The sequence below is a fragment of the Rhizobium sp. BK650 genome, from assembly GCF_014195325.1.
Taxonomy (GTDB): domain Bacteria; phylum Pseudomonadota; class Alphaproteobacteria; order Rhizobiales; family Rhizobiaceae; genus Rhizobium.
This window is the reverse complement of record NZ_JACIBK010000014.1, coordinates 1-17,017: the sequence shown is the minus strand read 5'-3', so window position 1 is coordinate 17,017 and position 17,017 is coordinate 1. Positions and strand designations below refer to the sequence as shown.

Genomic DNA, 17,017 nt, shown 5'->3' with positions numbered 1-17,017 from the left:
AATCCGCGCGGGCAACGGAGAACGAACGGCGGAACGTGTGGAACCTGCCAACCAGTCTATCGACGCGCTTCAGCCACGCAGCACGCCTCCATTTTCAATAATGGCCGCCGGCGTATCGACATCAAGCAAAGCGGCTGGACCGATATCGATCATAATGACCGGGAGTTTGCTATCGGCGATCAACTCTCGTGCCCCAACATCACCTGACAGTCCGATCAAGCGGTCGTAGAGCATTCCGGGGAACAAGACGGGATGCCCAGGCTTGCCGTCAAAGCTGGCCCGCACGATCGCTTCCCCGCCGGAGTTTTGGAAGGCCTTGACCACGCTATCGATATGCTTGGTTGCGATGCCGGGCATGTCTGCCAACATGACGAGGACACCATCGCAATCAGCAATCTGAGGATGCGAAACCCCGCAGGCTACCGAACTCGCCATGCCCGTCAGGTAAGACGGATTATATAAGGTAATGATATCGAGGCCAGTCATGGCCTCTTCGATCTCTTCTTGCCGATAGCCCGTCACGGCGACGATCGGCGTAGCATTTGAGGCCAGCAATACAATTGCGGCACGCCGCACCAGCGGCACGCCATCGAACTCGGCCAGCAGCTTGTGCCGGCCGTTTTTTCCCATGCGCTTTGCCTGTCCGGCCGCCAGCAAGATCGCTCCTACTGAAACGCCTTCGCGTTGTTTCATGTTTCGGAACCGATCTGGTGATGGAACCGACGCAAGGAGGTCGTGACGCCTTGCGAATTCCTGATTAAGCTATCTCTAGCTATGACGAAAGCGCGCCGCAAGGCCACCCCGATTATGGTACTACGCCATGTTCCCGGGCAGCCTCCGCCACGCGATGCGCGCGAAGTATCTCGCCGCCGTGGTTGGAGACGAAGGTGCGCTGGCGTCTAACCGGCTGACATAAATGTCATTTGCGGTCTGCCTGGTCGAGACGCAGCGCGATAGGCACTACGCACAGCACCGCTATGGCGCTTACGATGAAGACGGCGCCAAAACCCGCATGGCCGGCTAGCAATCCCAGGATCGGTCCCGACACGCCCAACGCAAGATCCAGGCAAGCGGTATAGGCGCCCATGGCAACACCTCTTCCCTCTGGCGGCGCGCGCCGGACTGCTTCCACGCCAAGGCCTGGAAACACCAGAGCATAACCGAAACCGGTGAGGGCCGCGCCGACTGCTGCTGGGATGACGGACGAAGACAGTCCCATCAAGGCAAGGCCGACCGCCTCGATGATAACACAGGCCAGCGCGACCCGCGCCCCACCGATCCGGTCGGGCAGGTGACCGAACAGCAGTCGGGCGGTGATAAGCGCAACGGCGTAGGAGCTGAACGCTAGCCAGACCGGCATCCAGCCATGCGAAGCAAACAACAGGGACGCAAAGGATAGGATGGCGCCAAACCCGATACTGCTCAGGGCGGCACCGAGACCCGGGACCCAAATCTTGCCGATAGTCGCAAACGTGTTGGCGCGGCTCTGCCGGTTGGGAACCACCCCTCGAACGGGCATCACTAGTAAGAGGGCCAGAACCGGAGCAAAGACGGTCACGGCCGCAATCCCGACAAAGCCGGCGCGGTCGTAGATCGCCACACCGATCGGAGCGCTGATGGCAAAGGCCGCGAACATCGCTGTTCCCATCCAGGCGATCACCTTGCCCGCATGCTCGCCGCCCACACGGGCCAACCCCCAGACGGTGGCACCAGTGATGACAATGCTCTCCGCCGCGCCAAGCAGCGCGCGCCCTCCAATTAGGACAGCGACCGAAAGGTCCGAATCCGAGATGGCCAGGGACAGGGCGTAAACCAGGCCGACGGCGCACGTCGCGCCCAGTCCGACCAGCACGGTGAACTTGGCCCCATGGGTGTCACAGGTCCGCCCCGACCAGAAGCGCGAGAGGAGCGATGCTGCGAACTGGCTGCCGGTGACAAGGCCGACGACGAAGGCGCCGAACCCGAGTGTGTCGTGCACGTGTAGCGGCAGCACGGGGAGGCCCAGCCCGATAACCAGGAAGGCGACCAACACCGCTGCCATGATTGGCAGCAGCGCCATAAGTACGGTGTGGCGAGGAGATGGGATAGTAAGCTCGGTCATGATTGCAGGTCGGAGAGTTTGTAGCCGGGCTTCTTGTAAAGCGTGTCCGTCTTGTCGATGATATCCGGAGTGAAAACATGCTCGGCCCAATCCTTCGGCGCGACATCCTCGATGCTAACGGAAACCGCATCTGGGCCATAACCGAGCGTTTCGGTCACCGCGCGTGTAATCTCCTCGGCCAGGGCGAATTTCTCCGGCTCGGACCGGCCTGCAGCCAATTTCACGATAACATGCGGCATGATCTGATCCTTACGAATACTGGTTTCCCGTATCCCTGCAGTCGGCAGTGGGTTAAGAGCCGTACTGTTCGTCGGTAACGTGTTCCATCCAGTCCACTACCTTGCCGTCGAGATGTTCCTGGATGGCGATATGGCTCATGGCGTTCTTGGGTGCCGCCCCATGCCAGTGCTTTTCTCCGGGCTCGAACCACACCACGTCGCCAGGGTGGATCTCCTCGATCGAACCGCCTTCGCGCTGGACGAGGCCGAGACCGGTTGTGACTATCAATTTCTGCCCGACCGGGTGGGTATGCCAAGCGGTGCGGGCGCCAGGTTCAAAAGTTACGAGTGCCGAGGCTCCCCGGCGGGCGTCGTTGAAAGCAAAAAGCGGATCAACGCGAACGGTGCCGGTAAACCAGTCGGAAGGCCCCTTGCCGGAAGGCAGGGACCCGTTTCGGGTGATATCCATGACGGGATCTTCCTGTTGAGGCCCATGGCTGAGCCAGAATTGATCTTGGGAGTGGATTTTACCCCCTGCCGGGTCATCTGATTAGATGCTATAATCCAAATGAACTTATAGGCAGGGACGATAAATGGATGACGCGCTCGCCGGCTTGTCGGAATTCCTGGCGGTCGCGCGGGAACGCAGTTTCACACGGGCCGCCGCCAAGCTTGGCATTGCCCAGCCAACGCTGAGCCAGACCATCCGTGCTCTGGAAGAGCGGCTCGGCCTTCGCCTGCTGATCCGGACCACGCGCAGCGTCTCGCCGACCGAAGCCGGCGAGCGATTGCTGCGAACCGCGGGACCGCGCCTGGATGACATTCGCGCCGAACTGGAAGCCTTGCGCGAGCAGCGGGATAAGCCGACCGGCACGTTCCGCATCTCGGCAATCGACTTCACGGTGGATTACATTCTCTGGCCCCGGCTGGCGCCATTTCTGTCCAAGCATCCAGATATCAGGGTAGAGATTGCAATAGATTATGCCATGACCGACATCGCTGCCTCTGGTTATGACGCTGGCGTCCGGCTGGGCGACGTGGTGGCGAAAGACATGATTGCCGTGCCACTGACAGCGCATTCCCGCTTCGCGGTGGTCGGCGCGCCGAAGTATTTCGAGCAGCATGCGAAGCCCGCTATCCCTCAGGATCTGACCAGCCACCGCTGCATCAACCTGCGCTTGCCGACTTATGGCAATACCTATGCCTGGGAATTCGAGAAAGATGGGCAGGAGTTGCGCGTCCGGGTCGAAGGGCAGGTGGTGTTCAACGGGATCTTTCAGGTGTTAACCGCGGCACTCGACGGCTTCGGACTGGCGTTCATCCCTGAAACTTTAGCCGCGCCGCACATCGAAGCTGGCCGCCTGCGCCGCGTTCTCGAAGATTGGTGCCCGTACTGGGAGGGTTACCACCTCTACTATCCGACACGCCGGCAATCGTCGCCGGCATTTGCGCTGCTTGTCGAAGCGTTGCGCCACCGGGGCAGTTGAGCCGTTCGTCAGGTACTCTCCGCCATTCCTGCGACTGTGTCACAATCGCCACCGATCGCAAGAGCATTTTGCAGACGGACATCTGCCGCAGCCTTATCGATGCGTGCGGGCCATCATGGCAGCCAGCTTCAACAGTCCACCCGATCACTTATGTTCAGGAACGATAAGTCCAATCGATCGTTGAGCGCTAATAATCTGTTTTCACGGCGCTACGTTTAAGATGGTGCCGCTCGAAGCGCCTTCTGTCCATCTGTGGAACCGGAGCTTGCCATGCAAACCCCCAAGCAACTTGAAATCTCCCGACGAGACTTACTTATCACGTCCGCTGCAACAATGGCAGCGACCAGCGTCGCCGCACCGCTTGCGGCGGCAGCACAATCTTCGGGGAGTACGATGGACCTCACCACCTCTGTGGCATTTTCGGTGAACGGCGAGCAGCAGACCTTGGTAGTCGACAACCGGACGACCTTGCTCGACGCCTTGCGCGAACACCTGCATTTGACCGGCACGAAGAAGGGCTGCGACCATGGGCAATGCGGTGCCTGCACGGTCATGGTCGACGGCCGTCGCATCAATTCCTGCCTGACGCTTGCCGTCATGCACGACGGCGACACAATCACGACGATCGAGGGACTCGGCCAGCCCGGCAATCTCCATCCAATGCAAGCCGCCTTCGTCAAGCACGATGGCTTCCAATGCGGCTACTGTACCCCCGGACAGATCTGTTCGTCCGTGGCAGTGCTCGAGGAGATCAAAGCCAACATTCCGAGCCACGTCACCGAAAATCTGACCGAGCAGGCGGCCATCACATCGGCCGAAATCCGCGAGCGCATGAGCGGCAATATCTGTCGATGCGGGGCATACTCCAACATTCTCGATGCGATCAACGAAGTTGCAGGAGTGCCGGCATGAAGGCCTTTACATATGAACGCGCCTCCTCACCGGAGGCCGCGGCCAGGGCGGCTGCAAATAACCCCGAAGCCAAATTCATCGCCGGAGGCACCAATCTTCTCGACCTGATGAAGTTGGAAATTGAGAAGCCGACGCATCTCATCGACGTTAATGGACTCGAGCTGGACAAGATCGAGAAGACCACCGAAGGCGGCCTTCGCATCGGCGCCTTGGTGCGCAATACCGACCTGGCTGCAGACCAAGTGGTCCGTCGCGATTACGGCCTTCTCTCCCGAGCCCTTCTGGCGGGCGCGTCGGGACAGCTGCGCAACAAAGCGACCACCGCGGGCAATCTCCTGCAGCGGACGCGCTGTCCGTATTTCTACGACACTGCCCAGCCCTGCAATAAGCGCCAGCCTGGAAGCGGCTGTTCCGCCATTGGCGGCTTCAGCCGCCAGCATGCGGTGGTGGGCGTCAGCGACGGTTGCATCGCCACGCATCCGAGCGACATGGCGATCGCGATGCGCGCGCTCGACGCGATTGTCGAGACCGTCAAGCGGGACGGGACCCACCGCTCGATCCCGATCGCCGATTTTCACCGGCTGCCTGGCGATACTCCACAGATAGAGACGGTTCTCGAACAAGGAGAGTTCATCACCGCGGTCGTGCTGCCACCTCCGGTCGGGGGCAAGCACATCTACCGCAAGGTTCGCGACCGTGCGTCCTACGCCTTTGCCTTGGTATCTGTTGGCGCAGTCATTCAATCTGACGGAACGGGGAGGGTGGCTGTTGGCGGCGTCGCCCACAAGCCGTGGCGCGTCGATGCGGCGGACGCAGAACTCGGTAAGGGAGCAAGAGCCGCCGCCGGTATCCTCCTCGCCAACGCCCGTCCGACCGAGCAGAACAAGTTCAAGGTCGATCTCGTCGAGCGCACGCTCGGTGCCGTGATCGCCGAAGCGAGAGGCTGATCGCCATGAAGTTCGACACACCAGCAACCACCAATCCGATCGATCAGCTCAAGGTGGTCGGCAAGCCGATCCACCGTATCGACGGCCAGCTCAAGACAACCGGCAAGGCGAGGTATGCCTATGAATGGCATGATCCGGACATGCCCTATGTCTATGGCTATCCTGTAGGATCAACCATCGGCAAGGGACGCATCAAGACGATGAACGTCGATGCCGCAAAGCGCGCCCCCGGCGTTCTTGCCGTCGTCACCACGCTCGACGTCGGCAACCGGGAGAAGGGCAAGTTCAACACCGCACGCTTGTTCGGCGGTGACGAGATCCAACATTACCATCAGGCAATCGCGGTAGTCGTCGCAGAAACCTTCGAGCAGGCCCGCGCTGCGGCCAATCTTGTGAAGGTGGATTACGCCGAAGACAAGGGCGCCTATGACCTCGCCGAGGCAATGAAGTCGGCGGTGAAGCCGAAGGATGCCGGCGGCGCTCCGCCCGATACGGCGGTCGGAGATTTCGACGGCGCCTTCAAGTCCGCCGCAGTCACCCTGGACGAGCGCTATTCGACGCCGGATCAGTCGCATTCGATGATGGAACCGCATGCGTCAATCGCCGCGTGGAATGGAGACGAAATCACCGTCTGGACATCCAGCCAGATGATCGACTGGTGGCGGTCCGATCTTGCAACCACGCTGGGCGTCGATAAGGAAAAGATCCACCTGATGTCGCCCTTCATCGGAGGCGGCTTCGGCGGCAAGTTGTTTCTACGGGTTGATGCCGTTCTTGCAGCTTTCGGTGCCAAGGCGGCAAAGCGTCCCGTCAAGGTCGCCTTGCCTCGTCCCTTCATCCCCAATAACACGACACATCGTCCAGCGACGATCCAACGGCTCAGGATCGGTGCGGGCCGTGATGGAAAGATCACTGCCATCGCGCACGAGAGCTGGTCAGGCGACCAACCGGGCGGCCAACTTGAAACGGCGGCGATGCAGACGCGGCTTCTCTATGCGGGTGAAAACCGCATGACGGCGATGCGGCTGGCGACGCTTAACCTTCCCGAAGGCAACGCCATGCGTGCACCCGGCGAGGCGCCGGGCCTTATGGCTCTCGAAATTGCCATCGACGAAATGGCCGAGAAGCTTGGCATGGATCCCGTGCAGTTTCGCATCCTCAACGATACTCAGGTCGACCCGGAAAAACCCGACCGTCCCTTCTCCCATCGTGACTTCGTCGGTTGCCTCAAGCTGGGGGCGGAACGCTTCGGCTGGAGCGGCCGCGGCCGTCCTGGAGCCCGACGCGAAGGCACCTGGATGATCGGCACGGGCGTGGCCGCCGCCTTTCGCAACAATCTGTTGCTTCCGTCCGGCGCACGGGTGCGTCTTGACAAGGAGGGCATCGTCACCGTCGAGACCGACATGACGGACATCGGCACTGGCAGCTATACGATCATCGCTCAGACCGCAGCGGAGATGATGGGCCTGCCGATCGACAAGGTCGCTGTGCAACTTGGGGATTCCCGCTTTCCGGTCTCCGCAGGCTCTGGCGGACAGTTCGGTGCAAACTGTTCGACCTCGGGCGTCTATGCCGCCTGCGTCAAGCTGCGCGAGGCAGTCATCGAGAGGCTCGGGCTCAACGCAAGCGACGTGGTCTTCGAGAAGGGCGCCGTCCGCTCAGGGACCAGATCGGTTTCGCTCGCTGAAGCTGCCGGTCCAGACGGACTTGTCGGCGAAGACAAAATCGAATGGGAGAAGCTGTCGGAAAGCCATCAGCAGTCGACGTTCGGGGCTCATTTCGTCGAGGTTGGCGTCGATATTGCCACCGGCGAGACCCGTATCCGCCGCATGCTCGCCGTCTGTGCCGCAGGCCGCATTCTCAACCCGATTACGGCGCGAAGCCAGGTGATCGGCGCGATGACGATGGGTGCAGGTCTAGCTCTATCGGAAGAACTTGCGGTCGATACCCGCCGTGGCTTTTTCGTCAACCATGACCTCGCCGGGTACGAGGTGCCAGTGCATGCCGACATCCCTCATCAGGAAGTGGTCTTCATGGATGAGACCGACCCGATGTCTTCGCCGTTGAAGGCGAAGGGCATTGGCGAGCTTGGCCTGTGCGGCGTATCGGCGGCGATCGCCAACGCGATCTATAATGCGACGGGAGTTCGCCTGCGGCATTACCCGATGACCCTCGACAAGCTGATCGGCGGATTACCAGACGTTGCCTGATCAACCGCGGTGGCCCGTTCGGCCAACGCAACCCTTCGAGGACCCGACTTGAACGAGACTTTCATCGCGACAATACCCGCGCCCGTAAGGGCGAGCTCGATTGACGATCCGGCATACATCCTCGGCTTTGCGGTCGAGGCCGCGGGATGCGGGGGCGCGGCGCTCGCAACCCTGGTGGAGATCAGGGGCGGCGCAGCGCGGGCTCTTGGCGCGCATGTTGCCGTTGCGGCAGACGGTAGATTCTGCGGGTATGTTTCTGGGGGATGCGTCGAGGCGGCGGTGGCAGCCGAAGCTTTGCAAGCCATTTCGGAAGGCCGCGATCGGATTGTCAGGTTCGGCGAGGGGTCGCCATTCTTCGATATCGAACTGCCCTGTGGTGGGGGCATCACCATTGCGATTCATGTTATCCGCGACACAAGTATCTTGGCGGATGCCCTTGGTGATCTGGCCAACCGTTGCTCAGTCGCTCTGGCTTACACGCCCCAATCGCAGACCCTTGCGCGGGCTGATACGGTTCCGCTGCGATCGAAGTGGTTTGAACGTGCGTTCGTGTCGGTCTATCGTCCGCGAACGCGGGTCGTAATCTCCGGTCAAACGGGTGAAGCCGAGGCAGTTCGTCGTCTGGCAGACGTGTCAGGCTACGATGTCCAGGTGGTAGATAGCACTCGGCTTCGAGTGGATCAGGGCGCTATTCTTATCGATGCGTTTACGGCTGTCGTACTCCTCCATCATGACTTGGATTTGGAAGCAAATGTCCTGAGTGAAGCCTTGGCATCTCCGGCATTCTATATCGGCGCTCTTGGAAGCACTCGGACCCATCGCCGCCGCATCGAACGGCTGCGGTCGCGCGGTATTCCTCCAAAGTCCTTCGAGCGGATCAAGGCGCCGATCGGATTATTTGGCCCGACCCGGGATGCCACTTCGTTGGCGCTCTCGGTTCTCGCCGACGTTGCCGCCGCTCGGCTTGAGGTATTCGCATCACCGTGACACTTTCGCAGACGATGGAGCCCAAATCCTATCCGGAGATGCCTCGACAAAGAGTAGCTCCGATGGTCGACCCGTTCTGCCGCTTGGTGACTTACCTGCGCGTCTCTGTCACCGATCGCTGCGACTTCCGGTGCACCTACTGCATGGCGGAAAACATGTCTTTTCTGCCGAAAAAGGACCTGCTGTCGCTGGAGGAGCTCGACCGGCTATGTTCGGCATTCATAGCCAAAGGCGTGCGCAAGCTGCGGCTCACGGGCGGTGAACCCCTTGTGCGCAAGAACATCATGCATCTGGTCCGCTCAATCGGCCGTCATATCGAAATCGGCGATCTCGACGAGCTGACACTCACGACCAACGGCTCGCAGCTCGCCCGGTTCGCCCAGGACCTTTATGACTGCGACGTACGCCGTATCAATATCTCACTCGACACGCTTGGTCCGCAAAAATTCAAAGATATCACCCGGTGGGGTGATTTCTCAAAGGTCATGGAGGGCATCGATGCGGCCCAGAAGGCGGGATTGAAGATCAAGCTCAATGCCGTCGCGCTCTAGGATTTCAACGATGGGGAGATTGCCGATATGCTGCGGTTCGCACATGGTCGCGGCATGGATCTCACCGTCATCGAAACCATGCCGATGGGCGAGATTGACGAAGACCGCACTGACCGCTACCTGCCTGTGTCCGTGCTGTGCCAAAATCTTGAAAAGCAGTTTACGCTCAAGGATATCCCGTTCAAGACGGGCGGCCCTGCCCGTTATGTGGAGGTCGCAGAGACCCGCGGCCGCCTAGGGTTCATCACGCCGATGACCCATAATTTCTGTGAGGGCTGCAACCGCGTGCGCCTCACCTGCACCGGCACGCTCTACATGTGCCTCGGCCAGAACGACGCCGCCGACTTGCGCGGGGTTTTGCGAGCCACGAAAGACCCAGCCGCATTGGCAGCGTCTATAGACCAGGCGATCGCCCGCAAGCCGAAAGGCCATGACTTCGTCATCGATCGCGAAAACCGCCCAGCAGTCCATATGAGCGTAACGGGCGGCTGATGAAGCCGAGAGCCGGTTGCTGTTGCTACAATGTTGCACGTAGAGCCGTTTGCGCGACAAACTCGCCCGTTCGTTCTTAAACAGGATCTATATCTTAGGGAGGTTCTGGTCAACGCGATCTCAGGCGGTCTCGAACGTCCGTATGTCCCATGGATCACAAAGCCCTCGAAAGGTCCTGTCGGGTTTGGCTTGCTCAGGGGACGAAAATTAAATGCCTTATATCGTCGGAAACGATATCATTTCGATTTTTCAATTCTGATCTTAACATTACCTGGGCGATCGAAGAACGAAACATCTCCTTCGACCTGACCCAGAACAACGATCCCCGGCGACGGTACGCTTCCACCGCGGTAATAAATTACGAAATCCCCCGAACTCCAAAGGCCAAGCGTCCCAGCCGAGAATTCGCGCTGACGTGGCGCTGACGGTAACGCTGTAGGCAGATCGCCTGTCTTTTCTTGACGCAGGTGATCATCCATCTCGAGCGTCAATGGCAGCATGTCAAAAAGAGCGCGAGCAGCCGGGTTGTCGGTCAACTGGGCCGTCACCTTGCCCCAGTCGGACGAAATCAAAATGCGATCTTGAGCCATAGCGGATCCCCCAATTGTCATCGTAAGCGAAGCGGCGATAAGTGCGACTGTTGCGAAGTGTTTCATGCTTGACCAACCTTTGAGTGAGAGCGGTAATTTTCGGCTGACCTGAGAGCGGTCAACGAGTAATGGGAGAACACCGCGAAACCCGCCATGACAGCGGTCCAATGCGCGAAAAAAGGCGTCACCGACGCGGTGAAGTCCCAGAAATCCAGGCTGTAGCCGAACATTAGCTTTGTCGGGACACCGAGAACAGCAAAACTCCATGCGCCGAAGGCCAGAAGGATCAAAGCTGAAAGCCTGAGCACGCCTGCGCTAAACCCGGAGGGACTAAGCCCGAACAGCGTCGCCACCGAGGACATCACTCGCGTCCAATGCGTGCCGACATGGACGGCAATGATCATCACCACCCAGTAAGCCGAGAACCAGTGAAACTCCACGACGCTGGCGTCAACTGAATACTGGAAGAAGCCCGATATCGAATGGGAGGCCGCGGCGCTGGTAATAAGCAGCACGGCAATGTTTATTATGAGCCACGTGTGTATGGCCGCGACGATCCACCGACGAGCGTTGTATTGACCGAGGCGCAACTTCAAGAACCGGTGCCTGTTGATGAAGAGATGCCATGACAGATGTCCGAAAAAGACTACGCCGAAGAACTCGTGCGGGCCATTGTCGAGCCACCAGTAGTCAAGTGCGAGGATCACCAGCGCGGCCATGCCAGCTGGAAGGCAAAGGCGGTTGGCGGCTAGTCGAAGCATGACCTGGCTCCTACCACCATCAGAGCGCATCATCATCGGAGATGGCTCCATCAAACGTGAACATGAACTGTTCGGACTGGCGTGACCGGTGACATGAGTAACGACGAGCGACGTTCTCATCCACCTTGACGGTCTGATCTGGCCAGAACCACTGATATTCCCAGTCTTCGGCGCCATCGCCAACCTTCTGGCCTACAAGGTACCGTGTCAGTACATCGCTTTGGTAGTCGACAAGGACCATATGCGTGCCAGTGGGAACGGGCTTGCCAGCTTTGAGAGCAGCCAGGGCCTCGGGGCTCCTCAGCATGTGCTCGCGCGTGATCCCTCGCCGCACCGTGGTAAAGTGCTCCAGCCGAGCAAGGGGTGGAAATGTCACCGAGTTTGCAGCCGCCAGTGCCTTGGTCGGGATTAGTTCGGGTTCGGAAAGGAAGTATCCGGCTAAAACGACCGCGAAGGGTAGTGCCATCAAGCCGGACCACCGATAGATTCTCATGGTTTTATCCTGTGCTGATCGATGAACCGCGGCCGACTGTTTGCCTCGCAATGCGCAAGCGTATTTTGAGCTCGCCTAGGATGTCTCGGTCGCCACCGCGACGGCCGAAACAGATGGACGGAGTGAAGCCACGGGCAACTTCCGCGCCGGCTCGATTCCCATTCACGCGAGGTGCTGATCGAAGAAGCGCTTCAGCCTGTCGAACGGGATAAGATCAACGCGATCGTAGAGATCGACGTGACCGGCCCCCTTGATCCAGACCAGTTCCTTCGGCTCCGCAGCCCGATTGTAGGCGTCCTGGCTGAATTCCTTCGAATGGGCCTGATCGCCGGAGATGAACAGCATCGGGCGAGGGGAGATCGTCTCGATGTCGTTGAACGGGTAGAAGTTCATGAACTTAACGGCGCTGCTCAGGGTCGGCTTCGTCGTTGTTTCTCTGGCGACGCCTGCAGGTGTGAATTCACCGCGCAGCGTGCGGTAGAAGTCATAAAACTCGCGCTGGATCGGATCCGTTTCGGCCTTCAGTTCGAGCGTCGTGCCACCGGTGTACTGGATGTCGGCACCATCAACCTCCGCCCAACGCTGTTCGGCGGCCGTTGCGATGAACTGCTTACGCTGTTCGACCGTCTGGGACTTGTTCAATGCATCACGAAAAGCAGCGCCCATGTCGTACATGCTGACGGTGGCTATAGCCTTGATGCGGGGATCGATCTTTGCCGCGCTGATCACAAAACTACCGCTCCCGCAGATCCCGATCACGCCGATGTTCTGTCTGTCGACGAAGGAACTCGACCCCAGAAAATCGACGCCGGCGCTGAAGGCCTCCGCATAAATCTCCGGAGAAACCAGATTGCGTGATTGTCCTTCACTCTCGCCCCAGAACGGTAAATCGAGAGACATGGCGACAAAGCCCTCTTCCGCCATCTTAGTGGCATAGAGGTTAGCGCTCTGCTCCTTTACGGCGCCCATAGGGTGACCGACGACGATAGCCGCCGTCTTCCTTGTCCGATCGAGATCCTTGGGCAGGTAGAGGTTGCCAGCGACCGATGTCTGATACTGGGTTTTGAAGGCGACCTGGTGAGAGGTCACTTCATCGCTGGTGTAGAAATTGGCTGCGCCGTTGGACCTGTCTTGGGCCTCTGCAAGGTTCGTGTCGGACAGGGACGTCGCCGCGATGGCCGCGATGCCGGCACCGGTCATTTTGAGCACTTGCCGGCGGTCAAAGCCGAGCTTCGAGGTCCGGGGATGGTCTTGGTTTTGGTTGGTCATCTCTCTTTTCCATTTGTTCGATGATGCGATGGCTGTCGGGATGAATGGGAATTCCGCCAGTTTCATCCGCGCCTTGAAAGACGCCCCGCGACAACTGCCAAAAGGCATGAACCGACGAGAAGCACTGCGGCGAACAGGAAGGTTGTCCACCAGCCTTGGCTATCGAACAAAATGCCTCCGATAGATGCCCAAGGGTGATTGCGAGTTGAATGGCCGCCACCTGCAGCCCGCCACCGGCCTCCGCATCGTCGGGCATGGTGCGGCTAAGCCAGGTGCCCCAGCCAACGGGAGCAGCAGTGCTGAACAGACCCCAGCCGATCAGAAGGATGGCGGTGATTGTCGGCGACGAGCCGAATGCGATCAGAGCCAACGCGATCGAGGCCATGACCAATGGGATTGCGCCGAGAATGGTGAAAAGTCGATGTTGCAATAGCTGGCTGACGATAGTGGTCCCGGCGACACCCGCCAGGCCCATCAGCAGGAGAAGTAGAGAGAGGGTCGAGATCGAGACAGACGTCACGGTTTCCAGGAATGGGCGCAGGTATGTGAAAAGGGCGAACTGGCCCATGAAGAGCAGCATGACCGAGACCATACCGATTGCGACCGGGGGACGGAGCAGCAGCCGGAATACATACGACGGCCCCTCGCTTTCACGCGGCGGCAGCGCCGGCAAGCTGGTCCACTGCCAGGCAAGAGCAAGCAAAGCGAGCGGTACAACCGCAAAGAACGCGCCACGCCAACCGATATAGCTTCCGAGCAAACTCCCAAGAGGAGCAGCAATCGTTGCTGCGATGGCGTTCCCGGCGTTGAGCATCGCAAGGCCCTTGGGGACTGAGCCTGTTGGAACCAGCCGCATCACGATTGACGTCGACATCGACCAGAAGCCGCCGATGGCGATACCCAGTAGAGCTCTGCCGATCATCAGCACGAGATAGTTGGGGGCAAATGTGACGATCGTTCCGGATACCAACAGGATCAACGAGAACGACAAAAGAACCAAACGTCTGTCCAATCGGCGCGTCAGCCCCGCCACGAAGATGCTCGTGAGGACGGCGAAAACACCCGAGATAGAGATAGCCTGCCCGGCGCGACCCTCCGTGACCCCCAGTTCAGTGGCGATCGGCGAGAGAAGGCTCGCGGGCATGAACTCGGAAGCAATAAGGACGGCAACACAGAGAGCCATCGATATGACCGCGCCCCAAGCTGCAATTGGGACTGCGGGATCTGTGGCTTTCGCGCTTGAGGTTTTGATGCCGTCAGCGCCGGCGCGGGAGCGTGTGAGAACTTGCTGGGTCATGACGGCAATATAGGCCGAACGCAGTTCCCGCATTAGTCATTGCAATTCGCTTGGACTTATCGATTGATGACATTAATGAATCATTTCTGGAGACGAGCATGAAGAGGGAAGATCTTAACGATATGCTTTGGTTTCTGGCAGTCGCGGAAGAACGAAGTTTCACCAAGGCGGCCGCGAAACTCGGCACGTCACAATCGACGATCAGCCATACGATCAAGAAGCTCGAAGCGCGGATGGGATTGCGCCTTTTGACGCGCACTACCCGTAGCGTCGTTCCGACCGAGGCGGGTGAGAGGCTGATCCGCTCGCTGGCACCCCGCATTGAAGAGATCGAGACCGAGATCGACGCGCTTATGGAGATCAGGGACAAGCCATCTGGCTATGTGCGGATAACGCTCTCCGATCACGCTTTGCAGAGTGTTGTCTGGCCGAAACTGCGCTCGGTCCTCAAAAACTACCCCGACATCAAGGTCGAGCTTAACAGCGACAATGGCTTCCGGAATATCGTAGAAGAAAAGTTCGACGCAGGCGTGCGGCTTGGCGAAAGTGTCGACAAGGACATGATTGCTGTCCGCATTGGGCCCGACTGGCGACTAGTCGCCGTGGGATCTCGTAAATATTTTGCCACTAAACCTATTCCTGAAACGCCGCAGGATCTTGTCGGCCATAATTGTATCAACCACCGGCAGTCCCACCTGGGCGGGCTATACGGATGGGAATTCGAGAAGGACGGCAGGGAGCTACGAGTCCGTGTTGAAGGGCAGCTCACCTTCAACACATCTTACGCCATGATCGACGCAGCGCTGGAGGGCTATGGCATTGCTTACGTGCCTGAAAACCTCGTGGAATCGCTGGTCGCAGCCGGAGAGCTGGTACAGGTTCTTGATGACTGGACGCCGTTGTTCCCGGGATATTACCTCTATTATCCAAGCAGAAGACAAAATTCACCGGCCTTCAAAGTGGTAGTAGAGGCATTACGTGTCTAGTCCGGCGAAAACTATCGTCGCGCGAGACAAAACCGTTGGGGGGAATAGGGACTCGATAATGAGTGCGAGGATCTTGCTCTCAAAGTCGAGCGGGTGTTCCCGACCTACAAGCCGACGTCGTGCGGATCGCGCGCCGGTCGCCCGGCACCGCCCGGAATCCCGAATTTTCGCGACATTTTCAGCTGCTTCGGTGTTTGCCGGGGCGACATTTTTTGATCGCGCCGACGTTCAAGGCGAGGCAAGTGACCCGCCTTTTATCCAAGACTACCAGCGAACCGATCGGCATTATCTCTCCCCCTGAAACTGCTCGGTGGTAAAGTCGGCGAACACACGGCTCTTCGAGCGCGACGAGTTCGACCTTATTGCCATCGGGCGCGTGCTGCTTACTGATCCGACTTGGGTCGTTAAAGTCGAGGGCGGTGATTTCTCGAGTTTAAGAGGATTCGACCCAGCGTCCTTATCGGAGTTGGTCTAAACAGCCGGAGTGACGGATGCAGCCTATCCGCCGTTCGTCGCTCCGTTTCTGGCTTGTATCTATCAAGGCGGAGGGCTTTCAGTATTTCGTCGGCGGAGAAGGGCGCGAGGCGTCATCGCCCTCATCAGACAGTGAGATTGTGGGCAGAGAAGCTCGGCAGACACTTCCCCCTTTATAGGGCCTTCTGCCTATTATGCCGTTTACGGTCTCGTAGCTTGAGGGCCCAGCGAGATAAGTTTCGAGACTGCAACCATAAATCGAGTCACAATATACCGAAAACTAAAAGTTGACATTGTGCAGCGGATAGTCCAAGCGATCGTCGATATTTGCTTGCTAAGCTTTGGTTACCGCGCGATTGGCACCGCGCCTTGAACGAATCTTCCTTTCAAAAATCGTTATCACCATCCGCGGCGCGCGAGCGCTGTGGTTCCTCTATGGTTATGAAAGGGTTCGTCATGACCACTGGCACAGTTAAATGGTTTAATTCCACCAAGGGCTTCGGCTTCATTCAGCCTGACAATGGCGGCGCCGATGCGTTCGTCCATATTTCTGCCGTCGAACGCGCGGGCATGCGCGAACTCGTCGAAGGCCAGAAGATCGGCTTCGAAATGGAGCGCGACAACAAGTCGGGAAAAATGTCGGCTTGCAATCTCCAAGCTGCCTAACACCCGGTATTCGCTTTCCTTTGACCACGGATGTACTGGCACTGTTGAAAGCACGATACCAACCGAGGTCAGGCAGTCAGCCTGGCCTTTTTTTGCCGCCATATTCTGGCGGTCTGACTCAGGAAACCCCATGTCACAGATACACAGCAAATCTCGCCAGCGGGCGGAGATTGCCTTCGCCAATGCTCAAACGCAGTTCTTCGCCCGTAACGGCGCGGTCGAAGAGCTCGATTCCATCGTTCGCTCCCGCAAGGAAAAGACCCTGCGGCTTCGAGAAGCACGGCTGGCAAAAGAAGCGCAGGACCGTGCGACAGCGACGGCCTCTCTGCTCGCCAAAAGAGCGAAATGTTAATCGGCCCTTTAATTGCGGGTGTTTGTCAAGCGCCTGCAACATCCTTGCCGGGGTCATGGTCCTTTCCGAGGTCGTTGCCTCATGATGTTGTTCGGGTCGAGTGCTTCAACGTGTCCATCGATGTGCCTGTTGGGCCATCAGCCGATTGACCGAAGTCACCGCAACCACCGTCCCGGCGGGGATATTGCAGACCCCGTCTAGGGCCTGCAAACTCGGGTTTAGTT

16 protein-coding genes and 2 pseudogenes are annotated in these 17,017 nt (G+C 58.9%); 9 read left to right on the top strand and 9 right to left on the bottom strand.

Features of this window, described 5'->3' with window-relative positions; genetic code table 11:
* Nucleotides 1-69: 69 nt before the first annotated feature.
* From FHX15_RS26020 to FHX15_RS26005, 4 genes are all read right to left on the bottom strand, one after another.
* The gene (locus FHX15_RS26020) at nt 70-693 is read right to left on the bottom strand and encodes an NTP transferase domain-containing protein (protein WP_184401257.1); all 624 of its coding nucleotides are present in this window, start codon (nt 691-693) and stop codon (nt 70-72) included.
* A 226-nt stretch (nt 694-919) separates the two neighbouring features.
* Complete coding sequence (locus FHX15_RS26015; RefSeq protein ID WP_184401256.1) at nt 920-2,101, bottom strand: arabinose transporter; 1,182 nt, start codon at nt 2,099-2,101, stop codon at nt 920-922.
* Nucleotides 2,098-2,340, bottom strand: coding sequence for a tautomerase family protein (locus FHX15_RS26010; protein WP_184401255.1), 243 nt, complete (start codon nt 2,338-2,340; stop codon nt 2,098-2,100). Before FHX15_RS26010 ends, FHX15_RS26015 begins: the two co-directional genes overlap by 4 nt.
* 52 nt (nt 2,341-2,392) lie before the next feature.
* A complete protein-coding gene (locus FHX15_RS26005) occupies nt 2,393-2,788 on the bottom strand; it encodes a cupin domain-containing protein (RefSeq protein ID WP_184401254.1) in 396 nt (131 codons plus the stop codon).
* Between the two features lie 124 nt (nt 2,789-2,912).
* Between FHX15_RS26005 and FHX15_RS26000 the strand changes: the two genes are divergently transcribed.
* The 6 genes and pseudogenes from FHX15_RS26000 to moaA all read left to right on the top strand — a co-directional run bounded on the left by FHX15_RS26000 (nt 2,913) and on the right by moaA (nt 9,905).
* Nucleotides 2,913-3,806: a LysR family transcriptional regulator gene (locus tag FHX15_RS26000; RefSeq protein WP_184401253.1), complete on the top strand. Its 894-nt coding sequence runs from the start codon at nt 2,913-2,915 to the stop codon at nt 3,804-3,806.
* Between the two features lie 270 nt (nt 3,807-4,076).
* Entirely contained in the window at nt 4,077-4,718 is a 642-nt protein-coding gene (paoA, locus tag FHX15_RS25995; protein WP_184401252.1) for an aldehyde dehydrogenase iron-sulfur subunit PaoA, read from the top strand.
* Nucleotides 4,715-5,665, top strand: a complete 951-nt coding sequence (locus FHX15_RS25990) for an FAD binding domain-containing protein (protein WP_184401251.1) — start codon at nt 4,715-4,717, stop codon at nt 5,663-5,665. The genes paoA and FHX15_RS25990 overlap by 4 nt, the downstream gene beginning before the upstream one ends.
* Nucleotides 5,666-5,670: 5 nt before the next feature.
* On the top strand, nt 5,671-7,875 hold the full coding sequence (paoC, locus tag FHX15_RS25985) for an aldehyde oxidoreductase molybdenum-binding subunit PaoC (RefSeq protein ID WP_184401250.1): 2,205 nt from the start codon (nt 5,671-5,673) through the stop codon (nt 7,873-7,875).
* A 63-nt stretch (nt 7,876-7,938) separates the two neighbouring features.
* Nucleotides 7,939-8,862 carry an XdhC family protein gene (locus FHX15_RS25980; protein ID WP_409527038.1) on the top strand — a complete coding sequence of 308 codons (924 nt, stop codon included), beginning with the start codon at nt 7,939-7,941 and terminating at the stop codon, nt 8,860-8,862.
* 14 nt (nt 8,863-8,876) lie between these two features.
* A pseudogene (gene moaA, locus FHX15_RS25975) lies at nt 8,877-9,905 on the top strand (GTP 3',8-cyclase MoaA).
* 236 nt (nt 9,906-10,141) lie between these two features.
* On the opposite strand, the gene FHX15_RS25970 reads toward moaA, so the two are convergent.
* The 5 genes and pseudogenes from FHX15_RS25970 to FHX15_RS25950 all read right to left on the bottom strand — a co-directional run bounded on the left by FHX15_RS25970 (nt 10,142) and on the right by FHX15_RS25950 (nt 14,315).
* Complete coding sequence (locus tag FHX15_RS25970) at nt 10,142-10,561, bottom strand: cyclophilin-like fold protein (protein ID WP_246779086.1); 420 nt, start codon at nt 10,559-10,561, stop codon at nt 10,142-10,144.
* Nucleotides 10,558-11,256 (bottom strand): hypothetical protein, encoded by a 699-nt coding sequence (locus tag FHX15_RS25965; RefSeq protein ID WP_184401248.1) that lies wholly within the window; start codon nt 11,254-11,256, stop codon nt 10,558-10,560. The genes FHX15_RS25970 and FHX15_RS25965 overlap by 4 nt, the downstream gene beginning before the upstream one ends.
* A 19-nt stretch (nt 11,257-11,275) precedes the next feature.
* Nucleotides 11,276-11,749 carry a hypothetical protein gene (locus FHX15_RS25960; protein ID WP_184401247.1) on the bottom strand — a complete coding sequence of 158 codons (474 nt, stop codon included), beginning with the start codon at nt 11,747-11,749 and terminating at the stop codon, nt 11,276-11,278.
* Between the two features lie 162 nt (nt 11,750-11,911).
* Nucleotides 11,912-13,018 (bottom strand): alpha/beta hydrolase, encoded by a 1,107-nt coding sequence (locus FHX15_RS25955; protein WP_184401246.1) that lies wholly within the window; start codon nt 13,016-13,018, stop codon nt 11,912-11,914.
* Between the two features lie 62 nt (nt 13,019-13,080).
* A pseudogene (locus FHX15_RS25950) lies at nt 13,081-14,315 on the bottom strand (MFS transporter).
* Between the two features lie 98 nt (nt 14,316-14,413).
* Here FHX15_RS25950 and FHX15_RS25945 point away from each other — a divergent pair.
* The 3 genes from FHX15_RS25945 to FHX15_RS25935 all read left to right on the top strand — a co-directional run bounded on the left by FHX15_RS25945 (nt 14,414) and on the right by FHX15_RS25935 (nt 16,793).
* A complete protein-coding gene (locus FHX15_RS25945; protein WP_184401245.1) occupies nt 14,414-15,301 on the top strand; it encodes a LysR family transcriptional regulator in 888 nt (295 codons plus the stop codon).
* 930 nt (nt 15,302-16,231) lie between these two features.
* Nucleotides 16,232-16,441: a cold-shock protein gene (locus tag FHX15_RS25940; protein ID WP_067966826.1), complete on the top strand. Its 210-nt coding sequence runs from the start codon at nt 16,232-16,234 to the stop codon at nt 16,439-16,441.
* Nucleotides 16,442-16,571: 130 nt separating this feature from the next.
* Nucleotides 16,572-16,793, top strand: coding sequence for a hypothetical protein (locus FHX15_RS25935; protein ID WP_184401244.1), 222 nt, complete (start codon nt 16,572-16,574; stop codon nt 16,791-16,793).
* Nucleotides 16,794-17,017 lie beyond the last annotated feature (224 nt).

Coding starts and splice junctions, on each gene's coding strand:
- FHX15_RS25955 (WP_184401246.1), bottom strand. CDS start 13,018: ATGACCAACCAAAACCAAGACCATCCCCGGACCTCGAAGCTCGGCTTT.
- FHX15_RS26010 (WP_184401255.1), bottom strand. CDS start 2,340: ATGCCGCATGTTATCGTGAAATTGGCTGCAGGCCGGTCCGAGCCGGAG.
- FHX15_RS26005 (WP_184401254.1), bottom strand. CDS start 2,788: ATGGATATCACCCGAAACGGGTCCCTGCCTTCCGGCAAGGGGCCTTCC.
- FHX15_RS25935 (WP_184401244.1), top strand. CDS start 16,572: ATGTCACAGATACACAGCAAATCTCGCCAGCGGGCGGAGATTGCCTTC.
- FHX15_RS25970 (WP_246779086.1), bottom strand. CDS start 10,561: ATGAAACACTTCGCAACAGTCGCACTTATCGCCGCTTCGCTTACGATG.
- FHX15_RS26015 (WP_184401256.1), bottom strand. CDS start 2,101: ATGACCGAGCTTACTATCCCATCTCCTCGCCACACCGTACTTATGGCG.
- FHX15_RS25960 (WP_184401247.1), bottom strand. CDS start 11,749: ATGAGAATCTATCGGTGGTCCGGCTTGATGGCACTACCCTTCGCGGTC.
- FHX15_RS25940 (WP_067966826.1), top strand. CDS start 16,232: ATGACCACTGGCACAGTTAAATGGTTTAATTCCACCAAGGGCTTCGGC.
- FHX15_RS25945 (WP_184401245.1), top strand. CDS start 14,414: ATGAAGAGGGAAGATCTTAACGATATGCTTTGGTTTCTGGCAGTCGCG.
- FHX15_RS26020 (WP_184401257.1), bottom strand. CDS start 693: ATGAAACAACGCGAAGGCGTTTCAGTAGGAGCGATCTTGCTGGCGGCC.
- paoC (WP_184401250.1), top strand. CDS start 5,671: ATGAAGTTCGACACACCAGCAACCACCAATCCGATCGATCAGCTCAAG.
- FHX15_RS26000 (WP_184401253.1), top strand. CDS start 2,913: ATGGATGACGCGCTCGCCGGCTTGTCGGAATTCCTGGCGGTCGCGCGG.
- FHX15_RS25965 (WP_184401248.1), bottom strand. CDS start 11,256: ATGCTTCGACTAGCCGCCAACCGCCTTTGCCTTCCAGCTGGCATGGCC.
- FHX15_RS25990 (WP_184401251.1), top strand. CDS start 4,715: ATGAAGGCCTTTACATATGAACGCGCCTCCTCACCGGAGGCCGCGGCC.
- paoA (WP_184401252.1), top strand. CDS start 4,077: ATGCAAACCCCCAAGCAACTTGAAATCTCCCGACGAGACTTACTTATC.